The sequence below is a fragment of the Thermanaerosceptrum fracticalcis genome, assembly GCF_000746025.2.
Lineage (GTDB): Bacteria > Bacillota > Peptococcia > DRI-13 > DRI-13 > Thermanaerosceptrum > Thermanaerosceptrum fracticalcis.
This window is the reverse complement of sequence record NZ_CP045798.1, coordinates 1,779,682-1,802,677: the sequence shown is the minus strand read 5'-3', so window position 1 is coordinate 1,802,677 and position 22,996 is coordinate 1,779,682. Positions and strand designations below refer to the sequence as shown.

At 45.7% G+C, this 22,996-nt stretch carries 21 protein-coding genes; 20 read left to right on the top strand and 1 reads right to left on the bottom strand.

All coding sequences use genetic code 11. The annotated features are described in order from the left end of the window. Window positions 1-169: 169 nt before the first annotated feature. From BR63_RS09295 to BR63_RS09205, 19 genes are all read left to right on the top strand, one after another. Window positions 170-1,834 carry a PucR family transcriptional regulator gene (locus tag BR63_RS09295; RefSeq protein WP_034422246.1) on the top strand — a complete coding sequence of 555 codons (1,665 nt, stop codon included), beginning with the start codon at window positions 170-172 and terminating at the stop codon, window positions 1,832-1,834. A gap of 244 nt (window positions 1,835-2,078) precedes the next feature. Then, window positions 2,079-3,017, top strand: a complete 939-nt coding sequence (locus BR63_RS09290; protein WP_034422244.1) for an oxamate carbamoyltransferase subunit AllH family protein — start codon at window positions 2,079-2,081, stop codon at window positions 3,015-3,017. Further along, window positions 3,008-4,558, top strand: a complete 1,551-nt coding sequence (gene fdrA / locus BR63_RS09285; protein WP_034422243.1) for an acyl-CoA synthetase FdrA — start codon at window positions 3,008-3,010, stop codon at window positions 4,556-4,558. Before BR63_RS09290 ends, fdrA begins: the two co-directional genes overlap by 10 nt. A 21-nt stretch (window positions 4,559-4,579) precedes the next feature. Beyond that, a complete protein-coding gene (locus BR63_RS09280; RefSeq protein WP_034422242.1) occupies window positions 4,580-5,998 on the top strand; it encodes a YlbE family protein in 1,419 nt (472 codons plus the stop codon). A gap of 20 nt (window positions 5,999-6,018) precedes the next feature. Continuing rightward, window positions 6,019-7,218, top strand: a complete 1,200-nt coding sequence (locus BR63_RS09275; protein ID WP_034422241.1) for a CaiB/BaiF CoA transferase family protein — start codon at window positions 6,019-6,021, stop codon at window positions 7,216-7,218. Between the two features lie 171 nt (window positions 7,219-7,389). Further along, window positions 7,390-8,175, top strand: a complete 786-nt coding sequence (locus BR63_RS09270) for a cyclase family protein (RefSeq protein WP_243270089.1) — start codon at window positions 7,390-7,392, stop codon at window positions 8,173-8,175. Between the two features lie 131 nt (window positions 8,176-8,306). Next, window positions 8,307-9,251, top strand: a complete 945-nt coding sequence (arcC, locus tag BR63_RS09265; protein WP_034422239.1) for a carbamate kinase — start codon at window positions 8,307-8,309, stop codon at window positions 9,249-9,251. An 11-nt stretch (window positions 9,252-9,262) separates the two neighbouring features. Further along, complete coding sequence (locus BR63_RS09260; protein WP_034422237.1) at window positions 9,263-10,162, top strand: carbon-nitrogen hydrolase family protein; 900 nt, start codon at window positions 9,263-9,265, stop codon at window positions 10,160-10,162. Window positions 10,163-10,482: 320 nt separating this feature from the next. Next, the gene (locus tag BR63_RS09255) at window positions 10,483-11,337 is read left to right on the top strand and encodes an FAD binding domain-containing protein (protein ID WP_034422236.1); all 855 of its coding nucleotides are present in this window, start codon (window positions 10,483-10,485) and stop codon (window positions 11,335-11,337) included. 5 nt (window positions 11,338-11,342) lie between these two features. Continuing rightward, entirely contained in the window at window positions 11,343-11,813 is a 471-nt protein-coding gene (locus BR63_RS09250) for a (2Fe-2S)-binding protein (protein WP_187142868.1), read from the top strand. A 16-nt stretch (window positions 11,814-11,829) separates the two neighbouring features. Beyond that, window positions 11,830-14,148 (top strand): xanthine dehydrogenase family protein molybdopterin-binding subunit, encoded by a 2,319-nt coding sequence (locus BR63_RS09245; RefSeq protein ID WP_034422235.1) that lies wholly within the window; start codon window positions 11,830-11,832, stop codon window positions 14,146-14,148. A 127-nt stretch (window positions 14,149-14,275) separates the two neighbouring features. Beyond that, complete coding sequence (uraA, locus tag BR63_RS09240; protein WP_034422233.1) at window positions 14,276-15,550, top strand: uracil permease; 1,275 nt, start codon at window positions 14,276-14,278, stop codon at window positions 15,548-15,550. A gap of 128 nt (window positions 15,551-15,678) precedes the next feature. Further along, window positions 15,679-15,945, top strand: a complete 267-nt coding sequence (locus BR63_RS09235; RefSeq protein ID WP_081908148.1) for a hypothetical protein — start codon at window positions 15,679-15,681, stop codon at window positions 15,943-15,945. A 166-nt stretch (window positions 15,946-16,111) separates the two neighbouring features. Further along, on the top strand, window positions 16,112-16,924 hold the full coding sequence (locus tag BR63_RS09230; RefSeq protein ID WP_034422230.1) for a tRNA lysidine(34) synthetase: 813 nt from the start codon (window positions 16,112-16,114) through the stop codon (window positions 16,922-16,924). 198 nt (window positions 16,925-17,122) lie between these two features. Then, on the top strand, window positions 17,123-18,232 hold the full coding sequence (locus BR63_RS09225; RefSeq protein WP_034422229.1) for an iron-containing alcohol dehydrogenase family protein: 1,110 nt from the start codon (window positions 17,123-17,125) through the stop codon (window positions 18,230-18,232). A gap of 81 nt (window positions 18,233-18,313) precedes the next feature. Continuing rightward, the gene (locus BR63_RS09220) at window positions 18,314-18,661 is read left to right on the top strand and encodes a cupin domain-containing protein (RefSeq protein ID WP_034422227.1); all 348 of its coding nucleotides are present in this window, start codon (window positions 18,314-18,316) and stop codon (window positions 18,659-18,661) included. A 146-nt stretch (window positions 18,662-18,807) separates the two neighbouring features. Beyond that, entirely contained in the window at window positions 18,808-19,779 is a 972-nt protein-coding gene (locus BR63_RS09215) for a 2-hydroxyacid dehydrogenase (protein ID WP_187142867.1), read from the top strand. Between the two features lie 27 nt (window positions 19,780-19,806). Next, window positions 19,807-20,382 (top strand): DNA-3-methyladenine glycosylase I, encoded by a 576-nt coding sequence (locus tag BR63_RS09210; protein WP_034422224.1) that lies wholly within the window; start codon window positions 19,807-19,809, stop codon window positions 20,380-20,382. 49 nt (window positions 20,383-20,431) lie between these two features. Further along, a complete protein-coding gene (locus tag BR63_RS09205) occupies window positions 20,432-21,265 on the top strand; it encodes an alpha/beta hydrolase (RefSeq protein ID WP_034422223.1) in 834 nt (277 codons plus the stop codon). A gap of 74 nt (window positions 21,266-21,339) precedes the next feature. On the opposite strand, the gene BR63_RS09200 is transcribed toward BR63_RS09205, so the two are convergent. Further along, window positions 21,340-21,678 (bottom strand): DUF3870 domain-containing protein, encoded by a 339-nt coding sequence (locus BR63_RS09200; protein ID WP_051965739.1) that lies wholly within the window; start codon window positions 21,676-21,678, stop codon window positions 21,340-21,342. Window positions 21,679-22,009: 331 nt separating this feature from the next. Here BR63_RS09200 and BR63_RS09195 point away from each other — a divergent pair, with 331 nt between their 5' ends. After that, on the top strand, window positions 22,010-22,987 hold the full coding sequence (locus BR63_RS09195) for an NAD-dependent epimerase/dehydratase family protein (RefSeq protein WP_034422221.1): 978 nt from the start codon (window positions 22,010-22,012) through the stop codon (window positions 22,985-22,987). Window positions 22,988-22,996 lie beyond the last annotated feature (9 nt).

Here is a 22,996-nt window from a genome sequence, read left to right as displayed (position 1 = left end):
ACACTGGTTTTTATACTGATTTAAGCCAAGAGGCAGTCTGCAACTCGCCTCACCGTGCTTTGTAGTGTGCCTTCTCCTCAGACAGATTGTACTGTAATCAGGGTGGGTGTGCACCTGTTTTCATTACTATTTGTGTCGCCCGCACCGGCGGCGCGAGATGGAGGTTTTTATGAACAAGGAAATTGGTTTGAGCCTTAGAGAACTTCTGGAACTTGAGCCATTTCACAATACAAGAGTTGTAGGGGGCCATAAGGGGCTCGATAAAACGGTGATTAATGTCAATGTTATGGAAGTGCCGGATATCCTTGATTGGATTAAGCCGGGTGAGCTTCTTTTAACTACGGCTTACTCCATACGCGATAATGTCACGGCGCAGCAGAATCTTGTTCCCCAACTGGCCCAAAGAGGGCTGGTGGGATTGGCCATCAAACCCCGCCGCTATATTGAACGTATTCCCGACATTATGATCGAACAGGCCGATCAGTATGATTTTCCCCTGCTAGAATTGCCAGGAGAAGTTTCTTTTTCCGATTTGATTAACCATGCCTTAACAGCCATTGTAGATAAGCAGAACAACTATTTAAACCGTTCCCTTAATGCGCACCGCTTGTTTATGGATATTGTCCTAAATGGGGGTGATCTAAAAGACATGGCTAAAAGTCTGGCCCAACTCGTTGAAAATACTGTAATCATCTACGATGTTAAACATGAACGGGTGGCCTGGGAAACGGTAAATTGGGACGAGGATAAAATCGGGGATTTATGGGATAAAGAAAGTGTAGGAGTTGTTCGAGGACATGTACAAACAAGTAAAGTACCTGTAGAAGCCGACGGTTGCAAATTCTGTAACCTGGAGGTTCCCATATATTCCGGAAATGAATACTATGGTAAAGTGCTTGTTTGTGAAACAAACAAGCCCCTTAGTTTTTCGGATATCCCTATTGTGGAAAGATTGGCTACAGTAGCGGCTTTAGAAATTGTCAATCAACATGCACTCATTCAAGTGGAAAGACGTTATGCCAACGAATTTTTAGATTTGTTGTTATTCTCACAAATAGAAGAGGAAAGTGAATTTATTAACCGCGGCAAGTTTTTTGGTTGGGACCTTGCCAAACCCTATGTAGCAGTGATTTTACAGTACGAAAATGACTCTATTAAAACCGGCAGCGAAAGTGAAAAGAGACGACAGGATATTAATAATAGTATTTTTAAGATGGTTTGCGACTTTTATAAAGATGAAGATAGAGCTGTTATTGCTGGCACGAAAAGCAATATGGTTATTTTGTTATTAGAAGTAAAGAAAAAGGAACCAAAACTTTTATACAGGGAGGTTATGGAAGAAGCCAAGCTTATGCGGAAAGCCCTTTCTCATCTTTTAAAAGAAGGGGATCTTACAATCAGTGTAGGACGTTACTATGAGGGAATTGCCGGGATTCAGAAAAGTTACAAAGAAGCCTTTAAAGCCTTGCGTATTGGGAAACAAATAGGCTCCCGGGGGCAGAATATTAATTTCCACGATCTTGGGATTTACCGCCTCCTTGTCCTCATTGATAAACGGGAAGAACTGGAGGAATTTCTTAACGAAACGGTAAGGCCGCTCATTAATTATGATGCTGAGAGAAATTCAGATTTGGTGAAGACTCTGGACATGTTTTTCAGATGTCAGGGCAATGCTAAAAAAGTTTCCGATAAACTCTATACTCACTACAATACGGTTTTGTATCGTTTGGAAAGGATTCAGGAAATAACCGGACTGGATTTAAATGACTCTGAGGACAGGTTTAACCTTGAGGTTGGCTTAAAAGTATGCAAATTAATGCAAACGAAAGTTTGACCCCTGGATAACTACTGAGACCTTTTTGCGGCGAGTCCTCATTATTCGAATAGTAGTTTAAGCCAAATGCTGTAAAAGCCCTTAAGAGGGCTTTTCTCTTTTCAAGGATGAACTGGATGTAAAATACTATACAAAATAAGCAAGTGACGTTTGTAAAACAGTAACAAAGGTATAAACCTTGCAAAAAGAGAATATTTTTATGAAATGTTATACAGATTAGCATAAGAAGAGGGGGGCTTAGGCCATGGGATTGATGTTACGTGGAGTTTCCCTTGGCGAAGCGTTCCGCCATAGACTTAAGCAGGGCTCCTTTACGGGAACTGTGCACAGTGTGTTTCACCGGGTCTGTAATCTTTTCACTATGGAGGGTGAACTGTACTCTCTGGCCTTACCGGAGGTGGGCAACAGTCCTAACAGTTTACTGGTGGCACTGCCCCCCGGAGAAGATTTTATATCATGGGGGTTCGTGCAGAATGGGAAATTCATGGCTATTGGTACAAGTACCCTCTTAATTGATGATTATTTTATTGATCTCAGTAAAGCTGGGCTATGGACCCTGGGGGATATGGATTGTCCAGTTTCCCGGCATCAAATACTAAAAAATCTCATGATTTTAAAAAAACAAGTGGTGAGGGATGGCTTTCCTGAAGGATTAGGCGGGCTTCTTGCCGATAAACCTCCGGACAGCTATCTCATCAAGGCCGTTTTGAAAGTATTGATTCCTCTTACTGAAGCTATCCGTTCCGGGGATCAGGTAGGTGTTTACAGGGGGGGCCGTTCGCTGATTGGCCTTGGACCGGGATTAACTCCCTCGGGGGATGATTTTTTAAGCGGTTTTATGAGCAGTCTTTATTGTGGCGCCAAGGCCTTGGGATTTGAAACTACAGGGGTTTGGCGCTGCAATCAGGAGATTGTCAGAGCAGCTAAGGGCCGCACCAACCTGATCAGTTATACACAAATCTTATATGCCAGCCAGGGTCAAACACCGGAACATATACATGCCCTCCTTAATGCCCTTTACTACGGCGAGGATGATGAACAGTTAATAAAAGCCGTAAAAAGGGTACTGGGGATGGGCAGCACTTCTGGCAGTGACCTGCTGGCCGGTATTGGTATGGCTATGGAGTTTTTATTAACCCAAGATACTTTATATCAAGAAAGGAGTGCCCAGATATGGTTGTAAAAGTTATCGTAAAGGCTAATGCCTATTTTGACTCTGTTACCCTCATGGCCATTTCTAAAAAAATAACAGAAAGGGCAGGGGTCTTTGATGCTGTCGTTGGTATGGGGACAGACTTAAATAAAGAACTAATTGCTAATGTTGGCATGGAAACCCCGGAAGTGGTGAAAGCGGGGCCCAATGACCTCTTAATCGCTGTCAAGGCTGAAAACGAAACAATTCTGGCAGAAGCCATCCAAGCAGTAGAGGAAGCATTGGTGCAACGTAAAGGTGCCAAAAAAGCAGCCGAACAGGTGCCTAAAAGCCTGGACGGGGCCTTAAATCTTGCTCCTGAAAGTAATTTAGTTGTGATTTCCCTGCCAGGTGCTTATGCGGCCAGGGAAGTGAAAAAAGCCCTGGAAAACAATCTCCATGTCATGTTATTTTCCGATAACGTGTCCCTGGAAGATGAAATTGCCCTAAAAAAATTAGCCCATGAAAAGGGTCTCTTGATGATGGGACCTGACTGTGGCACAGCCATTATTAACCATGTTCCCCTTTGTTTTGCCAATGTAGTCCGTCCCGGGAATATTGGTATTGTGGCTGCTTCAGGAACAGGTACCCAGGAAGTTACTTCTTTGATTGACCGTTTCGGTGGCGGGATCTCCCAGGTCATCGGTACAGGAGGCAGGGATTTAAAGGCAGAGGTAGGCGGAATTATGATGCTGGACGGCCTCAAGGCCTTAGAAGAGGATCCCGCTACTGCTGTTATTGTGATTATTTCCAAGCCCCCTGCGCCTCAAGTCGCAGAAAAAGTTCTGGCAGCAGTAAAGAATGGGTCCAAACCCAAAGTAGTGTTTTTCCTAGGGGGTGACCGCAGTGCTATTGAAAAGGCTGGAGCCATCGCGGGATATAACCTAGAGGATACTGCCCGGAAAGCGGTGGCCTTAGCCTTAGGCAAAGAAATTCCCACAGATTGTGTATGCTGTGTAGAGGATCTGGCCGTTGTGGAGCGTGAACAGGCTGGAATGGCTCCTGGACAAAAATATGTTCGTGCCCTTTATACGGGTGGAACACTGTGCGATGAAGCCATGTTAGTATTGCAGGAGGACCTGGGCGGTATCTACTCAAATATTGCCTTTAAGCCCGAGTTGATGCTGGAGGACACCTCTAAGAGCAAGAAACATACAGCTATAGACTTAGGTGATGACAAGTTTACAGTAGGACGGCCCCACCCCATGATTGACCCCACCCTCAGGCTCTCCAGGCTTTTACAGGAGGCCCGGGATCCAGAAACAGCCGTTATCCTCCTGGATGTTGTTTTAGGTTACGGTTCCCATCCCGATCCTGCAGGGATTCTTGTGCCCGTGATTAAGGAAGCTAAGGCTCTGGCTCAAGCCCAAGGACGATACCTGTCCGTTGTAGCATCCATTTGTGGAACCCATAAAGACCCGCAAAATTTCACTGAACAAGAGGCCAAACTGAAAGAAGCGGGTGTCGTTATTGCATCCAGTAATGTAAAAGCCGCCAAACTGGCAGGTACAATCGTGAAGGACAGACAATAGGTCCGGAAGGGAGGTTAAGACATGACAAAGATAAAGGAGCTCTTTGCACAAAAAATCAACGCTATTAATTTGGGAACAGAACTCTTTAAAAACGACTTAGCCAAGCAAGGTATTCCTGTGGTTCAGGTGGACTGGACTCCTCCGGCTGGAGGGGATATTCGCCTGATCAAAGCTCTGGATGCTTTGAAAGCTTTAGAAGATAAAATTAATGAAGCAAACCAGGAAGCATTTAATCGTTATACCGGTGCCCAACCCATGCTGGTGGATATAGAGACTGCTTTGGACTTTATACCCGGTATGACGAAAAAGACTATCCTGCACGCAGGGCCGCCCATAACCTGGGAGAAAATGTCCGGACCCATGCGTGGGGCCGTGATGGGGGCCCTCATCTATGAAGGTTTGGCTTCTAATGGGGAAGAAGCGGAAAAATTAGCTGCCTCAGGAGAAATCACTTATTCTCCCTGTCATGAGCGGGGCGGGGTGGGTCCCATGGCTGGTGTAGTTTCAGCCTCTATGCCCGTCTTTGTCATTAAAAATGTTACCCATGGCAATACAGCTTTTTGTACTTTGAATGAAGGCCTGGGTAAGGTGCTGCGCTATGGTGCCTATAGTGAGGAGGTTATTGAACGTTTACGCTGGATAGAGAAGGTCCTGGCCCCTGCTCTGAAAAAAGCCATTCTTCTTTCTGGCGGAATCGACCTTCGAGCCATGGTAGCTCAAGCCGTCCACATGGGGGACGAAGGTCATAACCGTAATAAGGCCGGTACTTCTCTCTTTATTCGAGCTATTGCCCCCTATTTGCTCCAGGCAGGAATACCGCAGGAAGATTTGGTGAAAATAGTTAACTTTATCAATAGTAACGACCACTTCTTCTTGAATCTTTCTATGCCATATTGTAAAGCCGCTTTGGATGCGGCAAACGGTGTGCCTTACAGCACCATGGTCACAACCATGGCTCGAAATGGTACAGAATTCGGTATACGTATCAGTGGCTTGGGGACCAGATGGTTTACCGGTCCGGCCCAAATGATTAAGGGGCTCCTTTTCCCAGGTTTCACGGAAGCTGATGCCAACCCTGACATTGGTGACAGCGCCATCACCGAAACAGCCGGTATCGGAGGTTTTGCTATGGCTGCTGCCCCGGCTATAGTCCAGTTTGTGGGTGGAACTGTGGATGATGCTCTCGCCTATTCCAACCGTATGTATGAGATTACTATTGGAGAAAACAAATTCTTCACTATTCCGCAATTTAATTTCCGCGGCAGTGCTACGGGGATTGATCTAAGAAAGGTTATTGAGCTGGGTATTTTACCCCAGATCAATACGGGGATGGCCCATAAGGAGCCCGGTGTTGGTCAGGTAGGTGCGGGATTAGTGAATCCGCCCAGAGAGTGTTTTGAAAAGGCTCTCCTGGCTTTTGCTGAAGAGTATGCAAAATAACTTGATAAAGGGTGTAAGATATGAGCAATACCAAAAAGCTGCCTCTGGCTGGAGTTAAGGTGCTGGACATGACCAGGGTCCTGGCAGGTCCATTTGCCACCATGATGTTAGCCGATTTCGGGGCGGAAGTCATCAAAATAGAGCGACCTGAAGTAGGGGATGATTCCCGTGAGTTTGGGCCTTTTGTGGATGGCTTCAGCGCTTACTTTGCCAGTTTAAACCGGGGGAAAAAATCACTCACTTTGGAACTAAAGATTCCCGAGGGTAAAGCTGTTTTCCTGGACCTGGTGAAAAAAGTAGATGTATTAGTGGAAAACTTCCGGCCAGGAACCATGGAAAAGCTGGGTTTAGGCTATGAGGAATTAAAGAAAGTTAATCCTAGGCTAATATATGCTGCTTCTTCGGGCTTTGGCCAGACCGGTCCTTATGCTCATAAAGCTGCCTATGATATGATAGTACAGGGAATGGGCGGTATCATGAGTATTACCGGGGAACCAGGCAGACCACCTGTCCGGGTCGGGGCTTCTATCGGGGATATCACTGCAGGGCTTTTTACTGCTTATGGTATTATGACTGCTTTGTACCACCGGGAGAAGACAGGGCTGGGGCAGCTGGTTGATGTGGCCATGCTGGATTGCCAGGTGGCTATCCTGGAAAATGCTATTGCGAGGTATGCCGTTACCGGAAAGGCCCCTGAACCCCTGGGTACACGTCATCCTTCCATTACCCCTTTCCAGGCCTATAAAACGCAAGATGACTGGATTATTGTCGCTGTGGGCAATGATCAACTCTGGGCCAAGTTTTGTAAGGTGATCGGACGTGAAGAATTAATTGATGACAGCAGGTTTATCACTAATGCTAAGCGCACGGAACATGTTGAAGAATTAGGAAACATACTGGAAGAAATCTTTAAAACCAAGAGTTTTGCCCAATGGATGAAAGAGTTGGATGCTGCGGGTATCCCCTGTGGTCCCATCAACACTGTTGATAAGCTCTTTAATCATCCCCAGATAAATTCTCGAGAAATGCTGGTGAAAGTTAAAATTCCTCAGGACAAGGAAATTGTTGCCCCAGGGGTTCCTGTAAAATTGTCAGAGACACCGGGTGGTGTGCAAGGGCCTGCCCCTGCTTTAGGTGAGCATACCGATGAAATTTTGAAGACTTTATTGGGTTATACTGAAGAAAAGATAGCCTCCCTGAAGACAAAAGGTGCCCTCTGAGATGAAATGGAGGTTTTGCCACATGAGCATAATCGTTAACCGTAAACCTTGAACCTTTAACCGTTAACCGACTTCCCATCTCTGACTACCGACTTCCGACAACAGATTTCAATACTGTTAAAAGCTAGAGTTTCTAAAGTAAATAAAATTAGAAAAAAGGAGAGATTTACCGTGATTAAAAACTGGGACAAAGTAAAAATGTATGACTTAACCCAACCTCTCAGCCACTTGACTCCGGCCTGGCCTACCTATGAACCCTTACAAATCAAATTCTTCAAGCGTCTTGCCCCTAATGGCGCCAACGGACAGCTGATTACCACCAGCAACCACGTAGGAACTCACCTGGATGGTTCTTTACACTTCTGTACCCACGGCCGTGACATTGCCAGCATTCCTCTTACTGACCTCATTGGACCTGGTGTAGTTGTGGACCTCAGTGATATTGCTGAAGATTATGGTATCTATACTTCCAAAGATATTACCGACAGGGTGGAGGTTAGAGAAGGGGATATCCTCCTCATCCATACCGGCTACGTTAAATACAGTTGGGATCAACCCGAGGCCGATGAAGTGCGCTACATGGTAAAACATCCTGGTCCTACTCGTGAATTCTCAGCATGGTGTAAGAAAATGAAAATCAAGTGGATTGGTATTGATGCCGGCTCTGCTGACCACCCCATGAATACCAAGATCCGGGATTGGATGCCTGCCCAGGCTAAAGAATGTGATGCCTACTTTAGGAAGAAATACAATAAATCCCTTGAAGAAATGTTCCCTGCCGAAGATTATCAGTTGATGCACATTGACCTCTTCCCCCATGATATAATTCACGTGGAAAATATAGGGGGACAAATCCGTGAAGTCTTAAACAAGCGCCTCATCATCGGCTGCTACCCCTGGAGATTTGTGGGCGGTGAATCCAGTATTTGTCGTATTGTGGCCTTTGATGAAGAATAAGATAATGGAAGTGAAGGTTGACAGGCTTTAGGGCCTGTCAACTTTACCTCATAGCTATTTCAGGAAATCAATACCAGTAATAAAATACTGTTAATTCTGAAAAAGGGAGAATTATGGGGGGCAAGTTTTAGATGGGAAAAACCATTGTATTAGCCTTTGGCGGTAATGCCATCACCAAGGCCGGTCAAAAAGGGACTTTTCCAGAACAGTTAGCCAATATTAAAGAAACCTGTGCTCATCTGGTAGGTCTTATTAAAGAAGGACATCGCGTAGTCTTGACCCACGGCAACGGACCCCAGGTCGGTAATCTGCTAATTAAAAATGAGTTAAGCAAATCTGTTGTACCCGCTATGCCTTTGGATGTTTGTGTATCTAATACTCAGGGTTCGTTAGGGTATGCTTTGCAGCAGGAACTCACCAATGCCTTAGTTAAAGAGGGTATTCATGTTCCAGTGGTTACAGTAGTCACAAGAGTCGAGGTAGATAAAGATGATCCGGCCTTCCAAAATCCTACCAAACCTGTGGGTCCTTTCTATACTGAAGAAGAGGCTAAAAAGCTTAGAGAAGAGAAAGGTTATGCCATGGTTGAGGATAGCGGGCGCGGTTGGCGCAGGGTCGTTCCTTCACCTTTTCCTCTGAAAATACTAGAAAAAGATGCGATTCGTGCTTTAATCGAGGCAGGTGCTGTGGTTATTGCTGCCGGTGGTGGCGGAATCCCGGTCTCCCAAAATGATTTGGGAGAGTATAGTGGAGTTGAAGCCGTTATTGATAAGGATTTAGCCGGTCAACAGCTAGCCCGGGATGTAGGAGCGGATACCTTTGTCTTGTTAACAGGGGTAAGCCGCGTTGCCATCAACTTTGGCAAGCCTTCACAAAAGGAGTTAGACGTTATTACTGCCAGGGAAGGCCGCCAATATCAAAAAGAAGGTCACTTTCCGCCCGGCAGCATGGGTCCTAAGATGGAAGCAGCTCTTTTATTTGTGGAAAAGGGAGGCCAAAAGTCAATTATTGCGGCCCTGGAAGAGATTGGACCAGCCTTAAAAGGAGAAACAGGTACCACTATTATTCCTGAGTAGGAGGATTTATCATGATCGAGCATATTGTGGCAGGAGTACAAATTGCCGCCAAACCCAATGATGTAGAGTATAACGTAGCCAAAATGCTTATGTGGTTAGAGAAGGCGGCTAAAGAACACAGGGCCCAGCTGGTTGTTTTTCCGGAAAGTATTACCACTGGTTTTACACCCTGTATGGCTGTTAGTGATTTCTACCATTTGGCCGATACAATCCCGGGCAAAATTACTGATCAGATTGCCAGAGAGGCTAAAAAGTTGGGTGTTCATGTGGTTCTGCCCATGTATGAAAAAGGTCCTGAGCCTTCCATTATCTACAACTCTTCAGTTTTAATTGACGACCTGGGACGAATTGTCGGAGTATACCGTAAAACTCATCCCTTCCCCACAGAAAGGCTGGAAGGGGGAGGATGGACTACCCCCGGAAATGAAGCCAATGTCTATGAGACCAAACTTGGTCGTATCGGTATGATCATCTGCTACGACGGGGATTTTCCCGAACTATCCAGGGTTCTGGCCATCAAAGGTGCTGAAATCATCACCCGCCCCTCGGCCTTATTAAGAAGTTTTGATATCTGGTCTTTGACCAATCATGCCCGGGCCTATGATAACCATGTCTATGTGGTAGCCGTTAACGCTATTGGGCCCGATGCGGGTAATAATTACTATTTTGGCCATAGCATGATTGTCAGTCCCATAGCCCAGAAATTAGCCCAGGGCAGGGGAACGGAAGAAATTATTTCGGCAAAATTAGATCCTGAACCCTTAAAATATGTGAGTTACGGGACCTTATCACCGCAAATTTTTGACCATTTAGAAGATAGAAATGTAGGTGTTTACCGGGAAATTCTCACGCCGGCCAAAAGTGCTTTTGAACCCTCAAGACGGATACCTTATAAAAAGACTGAATTGTAGGCAAAGAATATTTTTATCGACAATATACGACCTGCTAATATGTATAGAGAAAACCTCTGGAGATATTGGCTGCGGGGAAAAAGATGGTCTCCATTTTTTAGCAATTGGCATTGATTAACAAATAAAATGACGGGAATTTATCTAATGGTAACAAAGGAATTTAGTTTTTAGGCAAGAATTATAAAAACAACAAAAGAAAATTTGTTAAAAACGTACATTGCTTTATATGGACGGATGAGCAAAGGACTTATAATTATCAGACAATTCGCAATTGGTGTCAAAAGTGGCAACCATGTACACAAAAGTCAGGAGGTGGGGTTATGCATCAATTCATGTATGTTAAACCAAAGGATATCACCGAAGCAGTGAGAACATTAGCAGAAAATGGAGAAAAAGCCAGGGTGCTTGCAGGTGGAACTGATTTAATTGTTCGTATGGTCGATAAAATATGGAAGCCTGAAGTTGTCATTGATATTAAAGGATTAAAGGAACTCTCGGGTATCAGGGAAATAGATAATTATGGTGTGGCTATCGGGGCGGCCACACCCCTTAACGAGATTATCGGACATCCCTTGATCCAGGAGCGCTTTTCTATCTTAGCGGAAGGAGCCCATGAAATAGGTTCGTGCCAGATTCGGAATCGTGCTACTCTGGGAGGAAACCTGTGCAATGCCTCGCCTTTGGCTGATACGGCGCCTGCTCTTTTGGTCTTGGACGCAGTGGCAGTTGTACAGGGAGAAGAGGAAAGACTCATACCTATGACGGAGTTCTTTGCCGGTCCGGGGAAGACTACCCTGGCCAGGGGCGAATTGTTAAAAGAAATTCGTATCCCCTATTTACCCACCGAAAGCAAGGGGATTTATTACAAGCATGCCAGGACTAAAGCTGTTGACTTGGCCTCAGTTGGTGTAGCCGTATTGGCCCTGAAGCCGGGAGAAATTCGCATTGCTTTGGGAGCTGTGGCACCTACACCTGTCAGAGCCAAAAAGACGGAAGTTTTCTTAAAGGGTAAAGAGATAACCCCTTACGTAATCAAAGAGGCTGTGGCCCTGGTGCAAGAAGAGGTATCTCCCATAACCGACATTCGCGCAACGGAAGAATACCGCCGGGAAATCATAGCTGTACTTGTTAGACGCGGCCTCTATGAAATACAAAAATTTCTACGGGGGGAGTGAGGGCTATGATGAAACATAGAATCCGTTTTACGATTAACGGAGAAGTAAGAGAGATGGAGGTTAAATCTAACCAGCGACTCCTCGATCTGATTCGTAATGACTTGGACCTGACGGGCACTAAAGAAGGCTGTGCCGGAGGAGAGTGCGGCGCCTGTACTGTTCTCGTTGACGGTAAGGCGATTAACTCCTGCCTGATGTTGGCCGTAGAGGCTGACGGTAAAGAAATATTAACTATTGAAGGACTGGCCGAAGGTATGGTTCTTGATCCCATCCAGGAATCTTTTGTAGAGCATGGTGCCCTCCAGTGCGGTTTCTGTATACCGGGAATGATTATGTCGGCTAAGGCTTTGTTAAAGAAAAATCCCCACCCTTCGGAAATGGAAATTAGAGAGGCCATTAGCGGAAATCTCTGCCGTTGTACGGGATATGAGAAAATTATTGAAGCTATTCTAAATGTTACCCAAAAACAGGCCTGAAGGGAGGTAGAGTTTTATGGCAGGAAATGTAATCGGTAAAAGTGTAGTTCGTAAGGACGCTTTGGAAAAAGTCACCGGGGCGGCTAAATATGTAGGTGACTTAAAGTTTAGTCCCATGCTCCATGCCAAAATCTTGCGCAGTCCCTATGCCCATGCCAAGATTGTCTCTATAGATACCTCGGAAGCTAAGAAACTCCCCGGGGTTAAAGCAGTCGTAACGGGGGATGATTTCCACCAGTATGTGGGTTTATACCTGGTAGACAGAACCCTCTATGCCTATGAAAAGGTCAGGTATATAGGTGAGGCGGTAGCGGGTGTGGCGGCCGTCAGCCCGGAAATCGCCGAGGAAGCTGTTAAACTTATTAAAGTTGAATATGAGCCCCTCCCTGTGGTATTAGACCCTGAGGAAGCTATGAAACCCGATGCTCCCCTTATTCATGAAAAACTCCATGAATATAAATGTGTGCCTTTTATTTTTCCGGTGCCTCATACCAATATCTCTAACCACTTCAAGATCAGGAAAGGAAATGTGGAAGAAGGTTTTAAGCAGTCAGATTATATCTTTGAAGATGAATACTATGTCCCCCACATGCAGCATTGCCCTATCGAACCCCACGGCACCATAGCCCATATGGACCAGAAGGGAAAGATTACCGTTTATAACAGCTGTCAGTCCCCCAATGCCACGAGAAAACTGCTTTCTGCCGCTTTAAATTACCCCGTCAACAAAATCCGGGTTATTGCGCCTTATGTGGGTGGTGGTTTTGGCGGTAAGGCGGGGGCTACCATCGAGACCCTGGTTGTGCCCTTAGCCATGAAAACACCTGGCTATTATGTCAAATTAATCTACAACCGGGAAGAAGAGTTCCGTGATACCTTTGTCAGGCAGGGCATGAAGGCCTACGTTAAGACAGGGGTTACCCGGGAAGGAAAAATCCTGGCCCAGGAACTGAAGATGATCTGGGATGGCGGTGCTTACACAGAATACGGCGCCAACATTACCAGGGCAGCAGGTTATACTTCAGGGGGGCCCTATGAAATCCCCCATATGAAAACTGATTCTTACTGTGTTTATACCAATAAACCCGTAGGTGGACCTTTCCGGGGCTTTGGCATGGGTGAATTACATTGGGCCCTGGAACAGCAGCTGGACCAGATCGCCTGTAAACTGGGTATAGACCCCGTGCAGATTCGAATGATTAATGCCTGCCGCGACGGATCCATCAATGCTTGCGGCGAAAAGCTCAAAGATATCGGGCTTACCAAGTGTATTGAAAAGGCTGCGGAGATGATCGGCTGGGATAAGCCAAAAGAATACACTCCAGGTAAAGTAAGGGGCCGTGGTATTGCCTGCATGGTAAAAGGTCCGGCTATGCCGCCTAATGCAGGTTCTTCGGCAGTATTAAAAATCAATGAAGACGGCTCTGCTAATTTACTCATCACGGCTACGGAAATCGGGCAAGGCTCCATGACGGCATTGGCCCAGATTGCCGCGGAGGAACTGGGTATGTCCGTGGATAAAATCGAAGTGGCTCTGCCCGATACCGAGTATACTCCTTATGAATGGCAGACGGTGGCCAGCCGTATCACTTATTCTGCCGGTAATGCTGTCATCCGGGCAGCCCAGGATGCGAAACGCCAGTTGAAAGAACTTGCTGCCGTGGGCTTTGGTGTTACACCGGAGGAGATGGATGTAGCCAATGACAAAGTATTCTTGATCGCCAATCCTGAAAAATACTATACCATCGCTGAACTGTCCCTGGGATTGGTTTTACCCAACGGAGGAGGAGTGGGAGGACCCATTGTAGGCCGTGGTTCCTGGGTGCCCGAAGGCTTAGGGGGTTTGGACCCGGAGACAGGACAGGGAACTAAGGCTGTCGCCCACTGGACCTTTGGCTGCCAGGCCGTGGAAATCGATGTGGACGTGGAAACAGGTAAGATTGACCTGGTCAATGTGGCTGCCGTTTATGATATTGGCAGGGTAATTAACCCCTGTATGGCCGAAGGGCAAACCCAGGGTGGTATTGTTCAGGGACAGGGTGTGGCCTTCCACGAGCAAATGGTTTTTGACGAAAACGGTAAGCTGAAGAATCCGTCCTTTGTGGATTATAAGTTGATTAACGCCGTGGAAATGCCCAAGATGTCCATCCATTTTGTAGAAACTCCCCTTGAAGACGGTCCCTATGGTGCCAGGGGTTTTGGCGAGCACGTCATGGTTCCCACAGCCCCGGCCATTGCCAATGCCTTATATGATGCTTTAGGGATCAGGGTTAAGTCTCTACCCATGACAGCAGAAAAGGTGCTGAAAGCCATCAAAGATAAGAACTGCGTATAGCTTTCAGAATCTGGATACCCCCGTAAGGAAGGTGGTGAAGGACAGGGACAGGAAGAATGAACCAGGTATGACTGCACTTTAGCCATTAAAAATTATGCCCTGAGGGGTAGTAGGAGTTGAGTTAATTTTGGCGAGAAGAGTCATTCAAGTTGAAGAAAAACTACCTTTGTTAGAAGCCCTTCCTCTTAGTTTCCAGCATTTGTTCGCCATGTTTGGCGCCTCTGTGTTAGTACCTATCTTGTTTAAAATCGATCCTGCCACTGTTCTTCTCTTTAACGGTATCGGTACTATTATTTACCTTGTACTGTGTAAGGGTAAAACCCCGGCCTTCCTGGGATCCAGTTTTGCCTTCCTGTCACCGGCTTTTGCTGTAATGGCAACCCATAGTTATGAGTATGCCCTGGGCGGATTCGTTGTTTCCGGTCTTATCTTTATGGCTACTGCAACTCTTATTTATTTTGTAGGTATCAAATGGATAGATGTGGTCTTCCCCCCTGCAGCCATGGGCGCTATTGTTGCCATTATCGGTTTGGAACTGGCTCCGGTAGCTGCTGACATGGCAGGACTTACGGCTAAGACTTTAGACCCCAAGACCATTACTGTATCCATGCTTACCTTATTAATCGTTATTTTGGGTTCAGTGCTCTTTAGAGGATTTCTGGCAGTTATTCCCGTGTTAATTGGCGTAGTTGGCGGTTATGTCATTGCTTTAGCCATGGGCATGGTAGACTTTACCCCAGTGGCCCAAGCTGCCTGGGTCAAAATGCCAACTATCTATACACCAACCTTTGATGTGGGAGCTATAATTACTATTATTCCCGCTGCCCTGGTGGTTATTGCCGAGCACGTAGGTCACCTGATTGTTACCGGTAATATTGTGGGTAGAGACCTGGCCAGAGACCCCGGTTTACACCGTTCTTTAATGGGTGATGGTGTTTCCACTACTCTCTCCGGTTTCTTTGGTTCCGTTCCTACCACCACTTATGGTGAGAATATAGGGGTAATGGCTATTACAAGAGTGTACAGTGTCTGGGTTATCGGTGGGGCTGCCGTGATTTCTATGATCTTAGCCTTCTCCGGCAAACTAGCCGCTCTCATTCAGAGTATCCCTGTTCCTGTAATGGGCGGTATTTGTCTACTGCTCTTCGGTGTAATCGCTGCCTCCGGTATCCGCATGCTGGTTGAGCAGAAAGTAGACTACAGTAGACCCAAGAACCTGGTACTCACTGCCGTTGTTCTTACCATTGGTCTCAGCGGCGCCCATGTAGAATTGGGAACTGTATCCCTGAAAGGGATGGCCCTAGCCACTGTAATTTCCATCTTTATCAGCCTGGCTTTCAAAGTCTTTGAGATGATGGGCGCTATGAATGATCACGATGATGACGTGAAGGTTTCCCATTAATTCTTAAGTGTAAAAACTGCTGTCTTCACAGGCAGCAGTTTTTTTGATGGATTTTTGAACCATTTTTCTGCCTGTCTCATAAGATGTAATGGACATTCAATTACATCCGGAAGGAGGAGGCCTCAGGCATGAATAATGAGAGAAATAGACCTTCACCACTTAAATGTCCGTACTGTGGTAAAGTTTTCCCCTATGGCCCCGGTTTCGGTCCTGGTCCTTATGGACCAGGGTTTGGTCCCGGCCCCTATGGCCCCGGTTTTGGTCCTGGTCCTTATGGACCTGGTTACGGTCCTGGCCCCTATAGACCTGGTTCTGGGTCTTGGCTCTTTCAATCTATCTTTGATTTCTTTGGTCCTGGACCTGTACCGCCCCGCGAAAGAAAAGAAGAAGCCTGATCAAATAAGTAAGTTAAAAGCCCCTAGTTGGATGGGGGCTTTTAATATGGATATTTATTGGGATGTATTGCCTGGTTGTACTACTTTTCGGGAAGTTTAATCTTGACAAAGCAGGGGAAGTTGTAGAATATATTTTTGAGTTCATCATGGATAAGGAGTAGGAAAAATGCGTATATCACTTCCTAGAACGATTATCAGAACAATACAAAGGGCCGTTGTTGAATTTGAGCTGCTGGAAACCAATGATAAGATTTTAGTGGGATTGTCGGGAGGAAAGGATAGTACTCTCCTGTTATACGCTCTGACCATCCTTAAGAAACATCTTCCTTTCCCCATAGAAGTAGAAGCTTTAACCATCGATTTGGGATTTAAAAAGCAGGAAGAAATGGATTTAAGTCCTTTGCAAACCATGTGTAACCAACTGGAAGTTCCTTTTCATACGATCAGGGCGGAACTGGCGGATGACATTCTTAACAATCCCCAACAGAATCCCTGTGCCCGCTGTTCTTATTTCCGCCGGGCCATTATCCATAATTTTGCCAAAGATAAGGGATTTAACAAAGTGGCCTTTGCCCACCACTATGATGACGCAGTAGAGACCTTCCTTATGGGTATTTTGTACTCGGGGCAGCTTTCTACCTTTTTGCCCAAGACGTACCTGGATAAAACGGGTATAACCGTTATCAGGCCTTTAGTATACTTACGGGAAGCCGAAATAAAAGGGGCTATTAAAAAGCTGGGAATTACCCCTATGCCCAGTCCCTGTCCCCGTGACGGCGAGACAAAACGGGCTGTGGTGAAAGAAATGATTCGAAGCCTTAGAAAAGAAAACGAAAATATCTTTGCCCACCTTGCAGCTGCCATGCGCCAGGGACGCAACATCCAATTATGGCCCCGGGAGCTGACCAAAGAAGAAATCTGGCAAAAAAGCCATGAATTCTGGTATCAGCGGAAAGGGGACACACCCGCTGAAGCATGAGTCGCTATTTGGGGACGGGAATGTCCCCAACGTAGTGAAAGGGGACACACCTGCTTATCTGAAGAAGTTACTAGTTATTAGTTGTTAGTTACTAGTGATTTGGGTCGGACTTCGGAAGTCGGAAAACGGAAATCGGAAAAAGGGACAGGAATGTACCCAAAAAAGATTACAGTAAATAGCATGTAGAGGTGGAAAATTATGGATCTTCGGTTTTATGTACCAACACAGGTTTATTTTGGCACAAGGGTCCTGGAAAAAAACAAGGCCCAGTTAACCTCCTGGGGAAAGAGAGCGCTCATCGTTACCGGAGCTAGTTCGGCAAAGAAGAGTGGGGCTTTACAGGATATTATCGCTATCCTGGAGCAGGACGGTATCGTCTACCGTATTTTTGACAAGGTAGAGGAAAACCCTTCTCTGGCTACGGTTTTACAAGGGTGCAGGGAAGTAAAGGAGTGGGAGGCTGATTTTATCATCGGCTGTGGTGGCGGCTCGCCTTTAGATGCGGGGAAAGCCGTGGCCCTCCTGTCTGCTCAGGAAAAAATTAATCAGGATATTTTTCAATTAGAGAATCCCGGAGCTATGTTGCCGTACATTGCCATACCTCTCACGGCGGGTACGGGCAGTGAGGTTACTCCCTATGCTATTCTTACCGATCCCGCGGTGGAAACAAAACGCAATCTTTCTACAGCTTTTTCTTTTCCCGTGGTAGCTTTTCTGGATCCCCGGTATACGGAAAGCTTACCCTTGGACATTACATGCCATACGGCCATTGATGCCCTTTCCCATGCCATAGAGGGTTATGTTTCCCGGAGGGCCACTCCTTTAACAGACCATCTGGCCCTGGAGGCCATAAAGTGTTTCCGGGGAACTTTCCCCGCTTTACTTTCAGGAAACATCGCCCTGGAGGAAAGAGAAAAACTCCTTTACGGTTCTTTGCTGGCAGGTTTAGTAATAGCCCAAACAGGTACCTGCCTGGTACATGCCCTGGGTTATAACCTTACATATTACCATGATATTCCACACGGGGCTGCTAACGGTTACCTGATGGAGGCTTTTCTCGCTTTCATTGCTCAGGACGTACCGGCTAAAACAGCTAACATCCTTGCAGCTCTGGGGTTAGATTACTCCTGGCAGGTGGGGAAAATGCTTTCCCTCCTCTTATCCCCAACCTCCATTAACCTGTCGGAGGAGCAATTGGCCCTATATGCGAAGAAAACCCTGGAGTCTAAAAGCATCCAGTTTAATCCCCGTATTCCTACAGAAGAGGACCTGAAAAACATGCTGAGAAAATTGATCTCCATTAACTAATAGTGTGACTTAAATCATAGCTGGCCTGGAAATTATTTGGGTATAATATGAGCAAAGAGATATGAAGGAGGTCAAAGATTTATGACCAATACCCAAATCATGAAGAATATAGAGTTTTCCAAAGCCTTGCGTCTGGAGGATCTAATCGATTACCAGGAAGGACAGATCGTCAGTAAAACCATTGCCCAGTTGCCTGGTGTCAGTGTCACTTTGTTTTCCCTGGCTAAAGGGGAGGGTATCAGTACTCATACCACTTCGGGGGATGCCATGGTCCAGGTACTGGACGGAGAGGCGGAAATCACTATTGGTGGAGAGGTGGTTACGGTAAAGGCGGGAGAAACGGTGATTATGCCTGCCGATGTTCCCCATGGTTTAGAGGCCCGGGAAAGATTTAAGATGCTGCTGACCGTTATCAAAAAACCTGTATAATTCCTGAATGAGTAAGGCTCTCTCAGCCCTTTAAGGCTGGGAGGGCCTTTTCTTTTAGACAACTTAAAAAATTAAAATAATATATCATTTCATTACTCGGGCGAGTTATAATTGGTTTATATATACCTGAAAAAGGAGTAGTTGTGATGAAATCCAAAGTATTTATCGCCAAAAAAATTCCCCGGGAAGTGGAAGAATACCTGGCCCGTTACTGTGAGTACCGCAAGTGGGATTCGGACGAACCTATCTCCCGGGCACAATTACTGGAGGAAGTAAAAGATATAGAAGGACTACTCATTACGGGTGGAAAAATTGACAGGGAATTACTGGACCATGCACCTAAATTGAAGGTAGTCAGCAATATTTCCGTAGGTTATAACAACTTTGATTTAGAGGCCATGGGAGAAAGAAAAGTGTTGGGGACCAATACGCCGTCGGTGCTGGATGATACCGTGGCCGACCTGATTTTTGGCCTCATGCTGGCTGTAGCCCGGCGCATCCCCGAGTTGGACAGGTTTGTTAAGGAAGGCAGGTGGCAGAAATGCTCCGATGAACCTTTCTGGGGTATTGACGTGCATCACGCAACTTTGGGCATCATCGGCATGGGCCGCATCGGCGAGGCCGTTGCCAAACGGGCCAAATACGGGTTCAGTATGGAAGTTCTCTATTATAACCGCCGCAGGAAACCTGAAGTGGAAGAAAGCCTGGGTGTCCACTACCGCACCCTGGAACAACTGCTTCAGGAAGCCGATTATGTTGTTTTGATGACGCCTCTTACCCCTGAGAGCACTGGCCTAATGGGCCCGCACGAATTCAGCCTAATGAAGAAAAACGCCATTTTTATTAACGCTTCCCGGGGTGAGACAGTTAACGAAGAAGCTCTGATTGCGGCCCTGGAAAAAGGCCAGATTTGGGGTGCAGGCTTAGATGTCTTTTCCCAGGAACCTGTTGATCCCGGTAATCCTCTTCTGAAGATGCCTAATGTAGTAACTGTACCTCACATCGGCTCGGCCACGGCGAAAACCCGTTTCGCTATGGCCATGCTGGCTGCCCAAAACCTGGTGAAGGCTTTGCAGGGGGAAGTGCCGCCTAACCTGGTGGAAGAATTAAGGGTTTAGCTTAAAGCGGTTAGGAGATGTGATTGTATGAAAACCAGGTGCAAGTGGGCGGGACCTGAGCAGATTTATCTTGATTATCATGATTACGAGTGGGGTGTCCCCGTTTATGATGACCGTACCCTCTTTGAATTTCTTATCCTGGAGGGAGCCCAGGCAGGACTAAGCTGGATCACTATTCTCAAAAAGAGAGAAAACTACCGCCGGGCCTTTGATAACTTTGATGCCGTGAAAATAGCAAACTACGATGAAAAAAAGAAAGAAGAGCTGCTCCGGGACCCGGGTATTATCAGAAACCGGCGGAAGATTGAAGGGGCTATCGATAATGCCCGGGCTTTTCTTAAAGTCCAGGAGGAGTTCAGCAGCTTTAGCCAATATATCTGGGGATTCGTGGGAGGAAAACCCAGGGTAAACCACTGGACCAGTCATGGGGAGATTCCTGCCCAAACGGCCGAATCCCAGGCCATGAGCCGGGACTTAAGGAAGAGGGGGTTCAAATTTGTGGGGCCAACCATCTGTTACGCTTTTATGCAGGCCGTAGGTATGGTGAATGACCATACCGTAGATTGCTTTAGATATGAAGAAATTAATACAGGAAAGCTCTAAAAAAGACGACTAATTTTGAAAATAGCCGGTAAAAGGGAGGCTAGGTGAAATGCAGAATTTTGAGTTCGCCTGGAAAACGGCCGATGGGTTGGAGCTTTATGCCCAGGGGTGGTTGCCGGAAATTCCACTTGAAGCTGTTATATGCCTGGTCCACGGTCTGGGGGAGCACAGCGGACGATATTTCCGCCTAGCTGCATATCTTACCCGGGCTGGCTGTGCCGTACTGGCCTTTGACCAGAGGGGATGCGGGAAATCCCAGGGGTTACGTGGCCATATTCCTTCATATGAAGTAGCCCTTGATGATATCTCTCACCTCCTGGATGAGGCAGGCCAACGTTTCCCTGACTCCCCGTGTTTCCTGTATGGCCACAGCCTGGGCGGAAATCTGGTAATCAATTATGTCTTGCGCCGTTTCCCTCGGTTGGCTGGGATTATTGCCACTTCTCCCTGGTTACGGCTGGCCTTTGAACCTCCCGCCTTTAAAGTAAGACTGGGCCGCATAATGAACAGTGTATGGCCATCGTTTACCCAGGCAAACTGTTTAGATATCCAGGCTCTTTGTCGTGATCCGGAAGTAGTGGAAGCTTACAAGCAGGATCCCCTGGTACATAACCGTATCTCAGCCAGATTGTTTACTACTGCTTTCAACTCGGGTAAATGGGCCTTGGAACATGCGGAAGAATTTAAGCTGCCTTTGCTGCTCATGCATGGGAGTGCTGACCGCATAACCTCTCCCCAGGCTAGCAGCCAGTTTGCGAAAGAAGTTCCGGGGGACTGCACCTTCAAACTTTGGGATGGTCTTTATCACGAAATTCATAACGAACGGGAGCACCAGGATGTGCTTAATTTTTTAGTAGAGTGGATAAAAGCTCATCTCAGTTAACTTACAAAAAAAAATTACTTGAAGATACTTAAGAGTTTTTCTGAACAGAGAGGAGTAGTTACCTCTCTTATATTTTATTTATTGAGCTGTTTTTGCTTTGCTTTAGAATAGTTGATGCAAGCATTTTTAAAAGCCACAATGATGGCCCTTTGAGATGCGGCATGAAACCGGGTTTCGATTTGTTTGATAATTTCTTCTGCTTGAGAAGAAATATTATATCCTATCATCATTTTTCTTATCATGTTTCTAGCTAAAGGAGTATATAACGTACAATATGCATTAACTATCAGATCAGTGTTGGGATCTATTTCAAGGCCGATAAGTACTATATCAAGAAATTTAGCAGTTGGAATATCAGTAGGTAGTTTCCCATGACCAACGACATACCAGTTTTTATTTGATGATGGTAACACAATATTTCCCCCCCTCAAGGTAAACTAAATATAATCTTCTATTTTTTACAAAAAAATCCTTTAAAATATTTTCGAAATAGCAGGAATTAAATAGAACATAACGAATATATTTCATAGTAGTACAAGTAAAATATGCTAAAAGTTTTTAATTAAATAATATGGTTGTATTCTCTGCCAATATAAGGTTATTGTAATGACTTTGAGGTAGGTAATATCCAGCCAACTATATGGAAGGTATTTTTAGGATAGATTCTTTGTAGAAAAATCCTAAGAAATTTTCCATGTGGTTGGCTGTTTTTATTTAAATCGAAATAACAAAGGAGGTATTAAGATGTCAAAGGTGTTGGTAACTGGCGGGTCGGGGTTTTTAGGAGCTTATGTGGTGAGGGACTTAGTGGAAAGGGGAGACGAAGTGGTTGTTTATGATATTTCTTACCCGTCTGGAGCTATGGTTAACTATTTAAAATCCGTTATCGAAAAGGTCAAGTTTATAAAGGGACAGCTCAATGATTTACCTACGTTAATCAGGACATTAAAGGAAGAAAAAGTGGAAAAGGTAGTACACTCGGGTGCCCTATTTGATCCTCAGTTCTCACTGGAGCAGCCCTACTTAACTTACAAGATTAATGTGGAGGGAACATTAAATGTCTTAGAATCAGTTAGGATTTTAGGACTTGAAAAAATAGTGCATGTAAGCACGATTGGTGTTTTTCCTGTCAAACAATACGAACCCATGGATGAAAGACACCCAGTCTTTTTACCTACCGAAGGGCATCCCACGGGGCCTTATGGGGCATCTAAGGCGGCATGTGAGATTTTTGGCTTAACTTATTATACATTTAATAAAGTTAATTTTATTGCCCTGAGATTTTCGGCAATTTATGGTTATGGGATGCGTTATCCCATGTACATCAAACCAATGGTAGAAAATAGCTTAAGAGGCCTGCCCGTTGAGTTTGCAACTGGTGGAGATATGCCGAGGGACTATACATATGTAAAGGATTGTGCACAGTCTATCCTTAAGGCTTTAGATGCAAATGATAAGGATCTTAAACAAAGAGTTTTCTTAATATCGGGGGGGGAGGTAATTAAGGCCTCTGAAGTTGCAGAAGTAGTGAAAGAAGTCGTACCCACAGCTCAAATTAAAATTGGCGCTGGTTTAAGTGAATTTGAAAAGAGCGATGTCAAAAAACGCGGTAAATTGGATATTTCGGCAGCAGTCGAGCAACTAAAATATCAACCCCAATATAACCTTAAAAAAGGCATCCAGGAATATGTAGAACTGTATAAACAATATGAAAATCTATAACGGGTGGGG